Source organism: Amycolatopsis sp. NPDC000009, from assembly GCF_055563465.1.
Map to the genome: position 1 here is coordinate 13191 of NZ_JBVHDI010000032.1, position 11830 is coordinate 25020.

11 protein-coding genes and 1 other RNA gene are annotated in these 11830 nt (G+C 69.0%); 9 read left to right on the plus strand and 3 right to left on the minus strand.

Going from position 1 to position 11830, the window contains the following annotated elements; all coding sequences use genetic code 11:
• The first annotated feature begins 76 nt into the window (after positions 1 to 76).
• Positions 77 to 1813: a hypothetical protein gene (locus ACZ3HL_RS42585; protein ID WP_465537530.1), complete on the plus strand. Its 1737-nt coding sequence runs from the start codon at positions 77 to 79 to the stop codon at positions 1811 to 1813.
• A gap of 81 nt (positions 1814 to 1894) precedes the next feature.
• Here the strand turns inward: ACZ3HL_RS42585 and ACZ3HL_RS42590 are convergent, their stop codons facing one another.
• From ACZ3HL_RS42590 to ACZ3HL_RS42600, 3 genes are read right to left on the minus strand one after another with little or no spacing between them, the layout of a single operon-like run.
• The gene (locus tag ACZ3HL_RS42590; protein WP_465537532.1) at positions 1895 to 4720 is read right to left on the minus strand and encodes a BREX system ATP-binding domain-containing protein; all 2826 of its coding nucleotides are present in this window, start codon (positions 4718 to 4720) and stop codon (positions 1895 to 1897) included.
• A gap of 31 nt (positions 4721 to 4751) precedes the next feature.
• Positions 4752 to 5135, minus strand: coding sequence for a zf-HC2 domain-containing protein (locus ACZ3HL_RS42595; protein WP_465537534.1), 384 nt, complete (start codon positions 5133 to 5135; stop codon positions 4752 to 4754).
• Complete coding sequence (locus tag ACZ3HL_RS42600; RefSeq protein WP_465537589.1) at positions 5132 to 5686, minus strand: sigma-70 family RNA polymerase sigma factor; 555 nt, start codon at positions 5684 to 5686, stop codon at positions 5132 to 5134. Before ACZ3HL_RS42600 ends, ACZ3HL_RS42595 begins: the two co-directional genes overlap by 4 nt.
• Positions 5687 to 5931: 245 nt before the next feature.
• Here ACZ3HL_RS42600 and ACZ3HL_RS42605 point away from each other — a divergent pair, with 245 nt between their 5' ends.
• The 8 genes from ACZ3HL_RS42605 (at position 5932) to ACZ3HL_RS42640 (ending at position 11830) form a co-directional block, all read left to right on the plus strand.
• The gene (locus ACZ3HL_RS42605) at positions 5932 to 6582 is read left to right on the plus strand and encodes a DUF4142 domain-containing protein (protein WP_465537536.1); all 651 of its coding nucleotides are present in this window, start codon (positions 5932 to 5934) and stop codon (positions 6580 to 6582) included.
• Positions 6579 to 7388 (plus strand): ferredoxin, encoded by an 810-nt coding sequence (locus ACZ3HL_RS42610; protein ID WP_465416775.1) that lies wholly within the window; start codon positions 6579 to 6581, stop codon positions 7386 to 7388. The genes ACZ3HL_RS42605 and ACZ3HL_RS42610 overlap by 4 nt, the downstream gene beginning before the upstream one ends.
• A complete protein-coding gene (locus ACZ3HL_RS42615) occupies positions 7385 to 8668 on the plus strand; it encodes an NAD(P)/FAD-dependent oxidoreductase (RefSeq protein WP_465537538.1) in 1284 nt (427 codons plus the stop codon). The genes ACZ3HL_RS42610 and ACZ3HL_RS42615 overlap by 4 nt, the downstream gene beginning before the upstream one ends.
• Complete coding sequence (locus tag ACZ3HL_RS42620; protein ID WP_465416771.1) at positions 8589 to 9110, plus strand: COG4315 family predicted lipoprotein; 522 nt, start codon at positions 8589 to 8591, stop codon at positions 9108 to 9110. Before ACZ3HL_RS42615 ends, ACZ3HL_RS42620 begins: the two co-directional genes overlap by 80 nt.
• 14 nt (positions 9111 to 9124) lie before the next feature.
• Positions 9125 to 9523: RNase P RNA component class A (gene rnpB, locus ACZ3HL_RS42625), an RNA gene on the plus strand.
• Positions 9524 to 9770: 247 nt separating this feature from the next.
• Positions 9771 to 10634, plus strand: coding sequence for an SCO6745 family protein (locus ACZ3HL_RS42630; RefSeq protein ID WP_465537540.1), 864 nt, complete (start codon positions 9771 to 9773; stop codon positions 10632 to 10634).
• Positions 10635 to 11077: 443 nt separating this feature from the next.
• Positions 11078 to 11344: a hypothetical protein gene (locus ACZ3HL_RS42635; protein WP_007035338.1), complete on the plus strand. Its 267-nt coding sequence runs from the start codon at positions 11078 to 11080 to the stop codon at positions 11342 to 11344.
• Positions 11345 to 11353: 9 nt separating this feature from the next.
• Positions 11354 to 11830 carry a hypothetical protein gene (locus ACZ3HL_RS42640; RefSeq protein WP_076153445.1) on the plus strand — a complete coding sequence of 159 codons (477 nt, stop codon included), beginning with the start codon at positions 11354 to 11356 and terminating at the stop codon, positions 11828 to 11830.

The following is an 11830-nucleotide window of genomic DNA, read 5'->3' on the forward strand; positions in this document are numbered from 1 at the left end:
GCGTCGGAAGCCGCCGATGGGGTATTGGCTACAGTTTCGGGCGACGGCACGTGAGCGAAAAGGCAAAGACGGGGACATGACGGCGAGCGCACTCAGCGAGGCTTCCGAAAAAGACGTGCCCGACCCGGCCCAGGCGCCGGCCCGTCGTGGTCTGGCCGCCCGTGTCGCACCGTACCTGGCGATTCTCGCCGGGGTGGCGGCGCTGGCCTGGCACGCCACCCTCTACGGCCACTGGATCGTCGACGACGCGGCCATCACCTTCTCCTACGCGCGCAGCTTCGCGGACGGGCTCGGCCCCGTGTTGCAGCAGGGGCAGCCGTCGGTCGAGGGCTGGTCGAACTCGACGTGGCTGGTGGCGCTGGTGCTCGGCAAGCTCGTCGGCGTCTTCGACAGCGGCATGCTGTTCGGCGTTCCCGACTACGTCCTGTTCCCGAAGCTGCTGGGACTGCTGTTCACCGCCGGGACGCTGGCCGCGTGCCACGTCGCGGCGAAGCAGATCTTCGCGCGCTTCGCCTGGTTGGCGACGCTGGTCGTCGGGCTGACGCTGGCCGCGATCCCGTCGTTCGTCATCTGGACGATCTCCGGCCTGGAGAACTCCCTGTTCGGGATGGCCGTCGCCTGGCTGGCCGCACTGCTGTTCGTGGCCGTGCGCAAGGACACCGTCCTCACCGCGAAGGTCGCGATCTGGTCCGGGGTGCTGGTCGCGTTCGCCGCGCTGACCCGCCCCGAAGGCCTGATCTACGGCGGCGCGTACCCGCTCGTCGTCCTGTTCCAGCTGCGGAAACCGCTCCTGGGCCGGAGCATCAAGCTGATCGTGGTGTCGGTGGTCGCGTTCGCGATCCCGTTCGGGGCGTACCTCACCTGGCGGATCGCGGAGTTCGGCAGGCTGCTGGCGAACCCGTCCATCGCCAAGGGGCAGGGCCTGCCCGGGCTTTCGGCGCTGAAGCAGCCGTTCGAACTGGTCGGCTACGCCGGTGTCGCCGGGACGATCCTGCTGGCGCTGACCATCGGTTACGCGCTGGTCCGCGCGGAATGGCGGCGCGCGCTGATCGCGTTGCTGGTGCCGCTGGCGCTGGGCATCGTCGCGTACGGCGTGATGGTCCCGGACTGGATGGGCCAGCACCGGTTCGCGACCCCGATCTGGATCCTCGGCGTGCTGGCGGGAACGCTGGCCGCCGGTGAATTGATGCGCCGCTCGCGGGCGGTGCTGCGCGCCGTCGTGGTGCTCGTGCTGGTCGCGGCCGCGATCCCGTCGGGGATGGGCTTCGCGTCGACGTCGAAGAAGTTCCAAGAGGTCCCGACGGTGCCCGCGTGCCTCATCGCCGACCGCTTCGGCCGCGGCTTCAACACCATGGCCGACATCCTCGGTCTCCAGCAGGCGTCGCTGCTCCTGCCCGACCTCGGCGGCTCGTCGATGACCAGCCGTCTGCACCTGGTCGACATGGCCGGGCTGGTCGAGGCGGACGTCGCGGACTTCGTCAAGAACGGCGACATGCCGGGGCTGCGCGACTACGTGTTCGACAAGGTCAAGCCGACCTTCATCCACTCGTGGGGCCCGTGGGCGTCGGGCAACGGCATCACCGTCGACCCGCGGATCGACCGCGACTACGAGCCGATCTTCGTGTACCCGGGCAGCGGCCCGCGGAACGGGGACTTCGTGCGCAAGGACGCCGTCACCAGCCCGGAGAAGCTGAAGGCTGTCCAGGACTACGCCGCGAAGACCATGCCGGAAGTCGAGAAGGCGCGCTTCGGCCGCCCGCTCAAGGACTGCGGCCCGACCATGCACCCTGGCCAGACCGTCTACCTCCCGTAATCTCCCGCGTTTAGTCCTCTGGATGCGGTAGTTGCGCAGGCAACTACCGCATCCAGAGGACTAAACGCGTTCGGGTGCCACTCACGAGGCTTGAGGCCGGCCGAGTGCGGAACTCAATTCGGTGCGGCCGGTGATGCCCAGTTTCCGGTAGGCCCCGGACAAATGCAGCTCGACGGTGCGGCGGGTCAGGTGCAGCGCTTCGGCGATCTCCCGGTTGGTGAGACCTTGTGACGCCATCAGCGCGACGCGGTACTCCTGTTTGGTGAGGCCGTGTTCGTTGTCCTTCGCCGTCGTGAGGCTCGTGCGCGCGTCCCGCAGCGCCTCGGCGGCCCGTCTCGCGAGTGGCCGCGCCCCGCAGTGCTTGCTCGACCGGGTGGCGATCCGCAGCGTGCCGATCGCCTTCTCGGCCTGCCCGTGCCTGGCCTGGAGGATGCCGAGTTCGGTCAGCGCCTCGGCCAGCGCCAGTTTCGCGGTCGATCCGCCGAGGACGTCGACGGCCTTGGTGAGCAGGCGTTCGCCCTCCTCGCCGAGGCCGTTGTCACGGACGAGGCCGGCGGTGGTCAGCGCGCCGCCGAGGATCCTCGGCGATCCCCAGCGTCCGGCGGCGTCGAGATCCTCCTCGGCGAGCCGGGCCGCCGCGTCGGTGCGCCCGAGCGCCAGCGCGGTGCGGGCGGCGTGCGCGCGCCAAGGGGCGAAGCCGGGGAAGCGCATGCCGTGATGTTCGAGACGGCGGCCGCAGCCGAGCAGGTCTTCGTAGCCGAGCTCGGGCTCCCCGGTGGCGGCGCGGAGCCTGCCGCGGGCGTAGAGCAGGTAATTGTGCGTGAAAAGTGCTTGTGTGGCCGCGAAATCGATTTTGCCCAGCAGCGCGGTCGCGACGTCGTGGCGGCCTAGGTCGACCGAGACCTCGATCGACCTCGCCGCGCACAGCACCGCGATCGGGCACCGGCTGATGGCGCCGCGTTCGTCGAACTGCCGCACCAGCGATTCGTAGTGGACGCTCGCCCGCACCAGATCACCGCCCGCCTGCACGGCGATCCCGCGGGCGAGGGTGGCCAGCGCCCCCTTCGGCACGTGGAAGTCCCACGGCAGGCGTTTCGTGTCGAGCACTTGGCAGAGCTTGTCGGTGAGCGCGGGTTCGTCGGCGAGCGCGGCCGTCGCGAGCGTGAAGAAGTACGGCTGCTCGAACAGCTCGGGCTGCTCGCCGGACAACGCCTCCCCGAAATGCCGGACGGCGTCCGCCGAGGATCTCCCGCTGCGCACCGTGTCGAGCGCGAGCAATCCCGACCGGCTCTGCTGCGCGGCGGGATCGTTCAGCGGCGCCCACTGCCGCTCGAAATCGCGGAAGTCCGGCGGCGGCCCGAGCCTGCTGCCCGCCTCGGCGAGATAGGTCATGCACAGCAGCGGCCAGACGGCGTCGGGGCCGCCCGCGTCGAGCCGCGCGGCGAACTGGCCGGCGGAGTTGATCGCCAGCCGCGCGTCCGGGCCGCAGCACAGCGAAAGGATCATGGCCGTCGCGACGAAGGCCGCGGTTTCGCGGTCGTCGATGTGGTCGATGGCTTCGCGCACCCTGGCCGGCGCCGAATCCGGGTCGCAGTGGAATTCCGCGTGCGCGAGCTGGAGCAGGATCGCCATCCGTTTGCGTTCGCTGAGCCGTTCTTCCAGCGCCCGCGACAAGAACCGGATGGAGAGCTCCGGGTCGCCCTCGACCACGGAGTGCCGTGCGGCGAGCCGCAGGACGTCGACCGCCCAGGGGATCCTGATCGCGGTCGCCTCCAGGAGATGCGCGCCGATCCGCTCCGGCGCGGCACCCGCGTCGTGCAGGAGCCGCGCCGCGCGGGCCTGGGTGACCGCCCTGGTGGTGAGCGGCATGTCGGCGAGTACCGAGTTGCGGACGAACCGGTAGGTCAGCGCCGGCCGGTGGCTGTTGCTCAGCAGATGTACGCGCACCATCGTGTCGATGGCTTCCATCGCGGTGCTCTCGTCGACCCCGGCCAGCTGGGCCAGCAGGTCGAAACTCGCGTCCTCGCCGAGGATCGCGACGGCTTCGAGCATTTTCGGCGCGGCGGTGTACTCGTGCATGCGGACCCGCAGCACCTCGCCGATCATCGCCGAACCCGCGGTGTCCAGGTCCATCCCCGGGACCAGGCGGCGCCCCAGCGCGCCGAGCAGGAACGGGTTGCCGCCGGTGACCTCGCGGCATTCCTCGGCGAACCGCCCGGGAGAGACCCGGAGGAACTCGGCGACGTGCCGGGCGCCGAGCCCGCGCAGCAGGATCGTCGCCGGAGTGCAGCCGGACATCTCCAGCAGCGCGACCTCACCGGTCTGCAGCTGGCCGACCAGCGAGGTCAGCACGACCATCACCGGCAGGTGCTCGACCCGATGACGGATGTAGGCGAGACAGCGCATCGACCACGGGTCGGCGAGGTGGATGTTGTCGACGCCGAGGAAGACCGGACCCCGTTCGGCGGCGTGCCGGACGGCGTGGAAGAAGGCGTCGAGCGCCTCCGTCTGTTCCTGTTCGGTCCGTGGACGGCGGTCCGGCAGCGATTCGGTGGCGTGCGGGGCACGCGGTCTCGGTGATCCGGGGACGGCGGGCGCGCGGGTGAGCCCCTCGATCAGCTGGCGGCCGACCCCGCCGCTCAGATGTGTCTCCAGCCGGGACGCGGTGGCGATCGCGACGGTGAACCCGGCCGCTTCCGCGAGTTCACCGGCCGCGGTGAGCATCGCCGACTTGCCCATGCCGAACTCGCCGACCACCACCGCGCTGGCGGCCCGGCCGTTCAGCGCGTCCCGGAACAGCCCGGTGATCTTGTCGAGTTCGCTTTCGCGGCCCAGTAGCCCTGTGGCGCGGCGCTTCGGTACCGAAGGCCCGCCGAAGGGGCTCTCGGGATTTACTTCGGTATGCACCGTAGAGACCTTCGTGTCGGGTTGCGGCAGACTACTCGAACGTAAGCGGTATCGGGAGTAATCGCTGGTCATCGAGGGGAGCACGGGTCGAGATGCCCGCATCCGACGAGATCCGCCGAAGCCGGCGGGACGACCGTTGCGACGACATCAAGGCCGCGACGACGCACGCCAGGAAGACCACCACGAGGTTGGCCGCGATCAGCGACAGCCGCCCGCGACGCCGCGAAGCGACGGGAGACAGGTAGCGCAGGTCGGCCTTGGCCAGCGCGTCTTCCACCGAAGCGAATTCCGCGATCTGGCGGCCGCAGCGCACGCAGCCCTTCAAATGTGTTTCGAAGGCGTGAGCCTCGGCTTGGTCGAGCACACCGAGTACGTACGCCGCCACATCGGTGTGTTTCACCTTTCGCTTCGTCATCGCGAACCCAGCTCTCCTAACGACCGTCGCAATGTCCTCATAGCCGCGTACAGCCGTGATTTGACCGTTCCCTCCGGGATTCCCAATATCACCGCCGCCTCCCGGACCGTATGCCCGGTCAGATACGTCTCGTAGATGACGGCCTGATATTTGCCGTCCAGATAGCGTAGCGCTTCGGAAATGACGAGCGCGGACAGCGACTGCTCGGTCTGATCCGCTATTTCGGCGCTTTCGGAACTGTCCAGCTCCACCTCCTGTGGGCGCGCGCGCCGGTTTCGCCAGCCGTCGATCACGATCCGCTTGGCGACCGTGAGCAGCCAGCCGCGCAGCATTCCAGGCTCACGGTTCAACGTGTCGGAATGCTGCCAGGCGCGAATCAGTGTCTCCTGGACGACGTCCTCCGTCCATTGTTGATCATGGCCGGTCAGGTACATCACCTGGCTGAACAGGGTTTCCCGGAAATCCTTGTACAGCAACGCAATCAGCTCATCGGAAAGCGCGCCCGGCCGAGCGTCGCCGCCGAGCCCGCATTCTCTGCCCACTGCTTCCATGAAGTTCGCGACCTCCCCAGCGGTGGAGGATTTCACAGGTTCGTACACCGTAGCGCAGACTATCGCCGTGGGCCATGTGCAGTAGTGCTCTATTTACCATTAGTCGTCCGGTACGTATGTCGGCGGGAAACGGTTCTAATTGTGCAGTGTGATGCACATCACACCGGGTGCGGCGACGGAGATCGAACCGGCCGCTCCGGTTCGCCGTACTCCCAGTGAGGCATATCGCGGACGGGGCGGGTGAAATGATCTATCGACTTCTCGGAGTGGTGATCGGCTGCATGGTGATATGGCTGGGAACACCGGCTCAAGCCGTCGCGGAAATCGACTCCCATGATCGGGAGCTCCTCGTCCGGGTACGCCAAGCGAATTTGTGGGAAGGCCCGCTGAGCCGTCAGGCGGAACAGCGCGGGAGCGCACAGCGGGTCCGCGAGGTCGGCCGCAAACTCGCCGACGACCACGACCGCCTCGACCCGCAGGTCCGCGCACTGGCTTCGAGGGTCCGTGTCGAACTGCCCGGCGAGCCCACCGAAGAACAGCGCTCGTGGACCGGCGAGATCACCGGCGCCGCCGGTGCCGACTTCGACCGGCTCTACGTCAACCGCGCCCGCGCCGCGCACGGGAGCATCTTCGGTCTCGCCTCCCACGTCCGGGCGGCCACCCGCGACGACGCGATGCGGTCGTTCGCCCAGACAGCCGTCGACACCGTCATGCGGCATATGACCCTGCTCGAAAGCACCGGTATCGCCGAGACCACCTCGCTGATGGTCGTTCCGGCGGGCGGCAACGATCTCGACGGCGGCGACATCGCGCTCGGCATGCTCATGGTGGCGATCACCGGTGGAGCGACCTTCGGGCTCGTGCGGTTTCTCGGTGTGCCGGGCAGGCGAGCATGACGGCCTCACTCCTGGCGGTGATCCCGGCCCCGTCGCCGCACGACAGCGGGGTGCGGGACATCGCCGCCCTGTCCGCCAGGTTCGCCTACGTGACGATGTGCCTGACGCTGGTGTGGGGGGTGCTGAGCGCCACCGGCTGGATCAGGCGCGTCACCGGCCACGAGGCGTTGCGCGGCGGTCACGTCGTGTTCGCGACGTTCAGTCTCGCCACCGGCGTCGTCCACGGACTGTCCTATCTGTTCCTCGACGACGACTCGTTCGGCGTGCTCGCGCTGCTGATCCCGTTCGCGGGCGGCGGGGTCGCGCGGCACGCCGCGGCCGTCGTCGGGCTGGAGCTGTTCGTCGCCGTCTCGATCACCGCGGCACTGCGCCGTGGCGTGTCCGATCGTCGCGGGCAGCGGTTCCATCAGGCCGGCTACTTCGCGGTCGGCCTGCTGGCGATCCACTCCTGGCTCGGCGCGGCCGCGAACGGGAACCTCGCGACGGTCTGGCTCGGCGGGATCACCGTGCTCACCCCCGCCGTCGTGCTCACCGTGCTCCGGGTGCTCCCGCCGGGGGCGCTGGTGCGGCTGGGGCTGCTCGAAGGCGGAACCGGCCGGGCACAGCCGGTCCGGATCTCCGTCGACGACAAGAAATGCCACCGCTACGCCATCTGCCAGGCCGAAGCGCCGCAGGTCTTCCAGTTGCAGGGCGACGGCCAGCTGCGCTACCTCCGGAAACCCGGCGCCAAGCAGGTGCCACTGGCGCAGGCCGCGGCGAGGGCGTGTCCGATGCGAGCGATCCGATTACAGGGGGCTGGGCAATGAGCGAACGAATCGTCGTGGTCGGCGGCGGGCTGGCCGGCCTGCGGTGCGCGGAACGGTTGCGGGAACTGAGGTTCGACGGCGAACTGGTGATCGTCGGCAACGAGCCGGAGCTGCCGTACCACCGGCCCGCGCTGTCCAAGCAACTGCTGACCGGCGCCACCCATCCGGCGGAGATGCTGCTCGCCCGGCCCGACGAGATCGACGCCGAATGGCGGTTCAACACCCCGGCGACCCACCTTCAGCCGGGGCGCCAGGTCGTCCACCTGCCCGGGGCGGAGGAACTGCCCTACGACGGGCTCGTCATCGCCAGCGGCGTCGAACCACGGCGGCTTTCCGGTGTGCCGCACGGACATCCGCGGGTGGTCGTCGTCAGGACCCTGGCCGACGCCGCGGAACTGCGTGACAACCTCGCCGCCGACCACGGGCCCGTCGCGGTGCTGGGCAGTGGGTTCATCGGCTGCGAGGTCGCGGCGAGCCTGCGCGAGATCGGCCGGGAGGTCACCATCGTCGGCCGGTCGGCGCATCTGCTCGGCGAGGTCGTCGGCAAGCACATCGGGCAGAAACTCTCGGCGCTGCACCGGTCGCGAGGGGTGCGGCTGGCACTGGGCGCGTCCGTCGACAGCTGGCAGACCACGGCGAACGGCCTGCGGCTGCGCTCGTCCGACGGCTGGATCCTGGACGTCTCGTGTGTCGTCGTGGCCGTCGGGACGGTGCCGTCGATCTCGTGGCTACGCGGTTCGAAGCTGCCGCTCGACGACGGCGTCGTCTGCTCGCCGACCTGCCACGTGCTCGGGATGGGCAACATGGTCGCCGCCGGTGACGTCGCGCAGTGGCCGAATCTGCGTTTCGACGAGACGCCGCGACGGGTCGAACACTGGCTCAACGCCGTCGAAATGGGCCGGGCCGCCGCGGAGAACCTGCTCGCCGGCCCGCAGGCTTCGCGCCCGTTCGCGCCGGTGCCGCGGTTCTGGTCCGAGCAGCACGGCATGCGGATCCAGGCGAGCGGCATCCCGAAGCTCGGCACCGACACCGTCGCGCTCGCTTCACCCGTCGGCGGTGAACGGCCCGTCACCGGATTCGTCCGCAAGGGGCGTCTCGTCGGTGTCGTCGGCCTCGACAGCCCGTCCGCCGTCCTCCACTGGACCAACGAGATCGCGGAGCAGAACCCCGTCCGCCACCCGGGAGAAACGGAGACGCCTGATGCGCCGATCGCGGTTGACCATGCTCGTCGTCATCGCGGCGCTCGTCGTGGGGGCCGCGATGTGGTGGCAGGCGGCTGAACCCGTGTCGCGGACTGCTCAGGCGCCGGTCACCGAAGCCTTCCCCAGCCCGCGGGTGCCGTCGCCCGGCACGGGGCTCACCGCCGTCTACCTGACCCGGATGGGGCAGGCCGTGCTCGACGAGACCGGCGCCGTCCTCTTCCGTTACGAACGCGACGACCCGCACAAGGCCCGCTCGGCGTGCCTCGGGGACTGCGCCGTGGTCTGGACACCCGTCACGACCAGTGGCACGCCCTCGGTGACCGGCATCGACCCGGCGCTCATCGACACCATCAAGCGCCCCGAAGGCGCCGAACAGGTGACGTTGGCGGGCTGGCCCCTCTACAAATTCGCCGGCGCGCGACCCGGCGAATGGACCGGACAGGGCACCGACCACCAGTGGTTCGTCGTTCAGCCGGACGGGCGGCGCAACCTGAACTGCCTGCCCGGACCCGTGCAGTAGGATTCGCCGACGGACGAGTCGGCGGGGCGGCCGCGAGCCGGGAAACCGGTTCGAGGAAAGTCCGGACTCCACAGGGCAGGGTGGTTGTTAACGGCAACCCGGGGCGACCCGCGGGACAGTGCCACAGAAAACAGACCGCCTCCGGCCGCTTCGCGGGCGGGGGTAAGGGTGAAACGGTGGTGTAAGAGACCACCAGCGTCCTGGGTGACCAGGACGGCTAGGTAAACCCCACCCGGAGCAAGGTCAAGAGGGAGCCGCGAGGCTCCTGCGCAGGCGATCGAGGGCTGCCCGCCCGAGCCTGCGGGTAGGCCGCTCGAGCCCGTCGGCGACGGCGGGCCTAGATGGATGGCCGCCACCCGTACCGCCGCGAGGCGGGGCGGGGACAGGATCCGGCTTACACGCCGGCTCGTCCGTACTTCCCGAGATGGGCGGTAGGCCCGTGAAGGCCTCCTTACCTACCTTGAGGGTAAGGAAGGAGGCCTTCACGGACTTCGGCCGCGGTGAGGGGTGGGCCGGGGTGGTCGTGAGTGGCGTTTCGGGTTCTGACCCGAAACGCCAAACACGCGCCCGACCTGCGGAAGTGATAGCAAAGGTCCCTTGCTCCCGCCGCCGCCCCTTCGGACGCTGCGCCCGTCACTACTTGTCGGTAGGCTGCCCCTCATGGGTGAAGCGAGTCGCGTCACGGGACGGTTCCGCGGAACGTTCGATGTACTGCATTCCCTTACCTACTTCGCCCCCGAGACGGAAGCCGCGCTCACCGGCGTGGGTCTCCGCCCGGGGCGCATGACGTACTTCGCGGGCCGCGCGGCGCCGATGGGCGCGGTGGGGCCAGGCGTGGTCGCGGCGACCTTCTACAACTTCAACCCCGAACTCGTCGCCCGCCACATCCCGCGCGCGTGGACGCTGGCCACGCCCGAAAAGATCATCGAGGCCCGGTTCGAAGCGGTCGACGCGACGCTGACCCGGCTGCTCGGCAAGGAAACGCTCGGTTCCGAAGAGGTCGCCGAAGCGGCGGAGCTCGCCCGCGAGGCGACCGGCGGCTGCCAGGTCGACGGCCGTCCCCTGTACGCCGGGCACGCGGGTCTCGACTGGCCGAGCGAGCCGCATCTCGTCCTCTGGCACGCCATCACCCTCTTGCGCGAGCATCGCGGAGACGGTCACATCGCCGCGCTCGTCGCCAACGGGCTCGACGGGCTCGCCGCCCTCGTCACGCACACCGCCACCGGCAAGGGGTTCCTGCTCGCCGCGGCCAAGGAGTCCCGCGGCTGGAGCGACGAGCAGTGGGACGGCGCGGCGGCCAAGCTTCGCGAACAGGGCATCCTGGACGACCAGGGCGGCCTGACCGAGGCCGGGAACGATCTTCGCGAACGGCTCGAAGTCGCCACTAACGCGGCATCGACAGGGCCATGGGAGCACCTCGGCGAGGAGAAGACGAAACGGCTTCACGAACTGTGCGGGCCATTGAGCCGCCAGGCCGTCGAAGCGGGCGCTTTTCCCGCGAATGTGTTCTCCGCGGGCCGATAATCACGCTATGTAGCGAAAATGGCCTCTCCGTTTTCGCTTTGGGTAACGGAAGCGTGACTTTCGCTTGATCGGCACTCACGTTTTTTGTCGAATGCGTGTTCACCCAGCGGACTCGGGAGAAGCCACCGAACGAGTCATGTCACACTGGTCGAGGCCGAAATCTCCGCGGCCGACCCGTACTCACAGTGAGCAAGTTGCCTCGCAACCGAGTGAGGCCGTCAGCACACTGCGAAATACGGGTGGCCGGGGTTAATCCTGACGACCCTTGCAACGATGATGGAGACCGAGGATGGTCGTGGTGCTGTGCCTCGCTCTGTGAACTGTAGACAAAACGACATCTACAGAGCGCGCTTTGACCACTACGCCTCGTGACGCCATGATGTTCGAAGCACCACCGAGCCAGAACCGCGCGATCCCCCTCTCCGCGCACCGGGAGTAATGCGATGATGACCATGACCACCCTCGACACGCTGGCCGCCGGCGAGCTCGGCACCGGCAACGTCCGCACCTGGCTGATCGACAACATCATCCCCCTGGTGCTGCTGGCCGTCGCGCTCCTCCTGCTGTGGCTGGGCGGTGGCAAAGGGGACAACGCGGGTGTCATGCGCCGACTCGCCGGTGTCGTGATCGCGCTGGCGATCATCGGCCTCGCGGTGAGTGGCGCCGGAGTCAACGTGGGCCAGTGGATCGCCGGCCTCTTCACAGGCTGAGGGCTCGCGTTGCGTATCCGGACCGATGACGAGGTTTACCGGGTCGACGCCGTATGGCTCGGCCCGCCGAAAGCGACTTTTCCCTGGAGAGCCCGCTACGTCGCGTGGCTCGTCGGTATCCCGGTCTTCCTGCTCGTGCTCACCGTCGAACGGTGGGCGGGCTGGAGCTTCGGGTTCTTCTCGACCGCCTGGGCCTTCGTCGCCACAATTGTGATCACCAGATTGATCACGGCCAAGATCAGCCACGAGCGTCCCCTGGGCGCCGTGGCCGCGATGGCGGCGAAAGAGCTCAACACACCAAGAGAACGGACCACGGGCACGGGTGGCGCCGCCAGCGCATCCCGCGTCCGGGTGCGGGCGAACCGCCCGCTACCGAAGCACCGCAGGAGACGGCAGTACCAGCACCACGGCTACGGCGGCGGCGCCGGAGCTCAGGGAACACCACGAGCGCGTCGGAGCCGTCCCGCGGCTCGGGCCGGGAGGTAG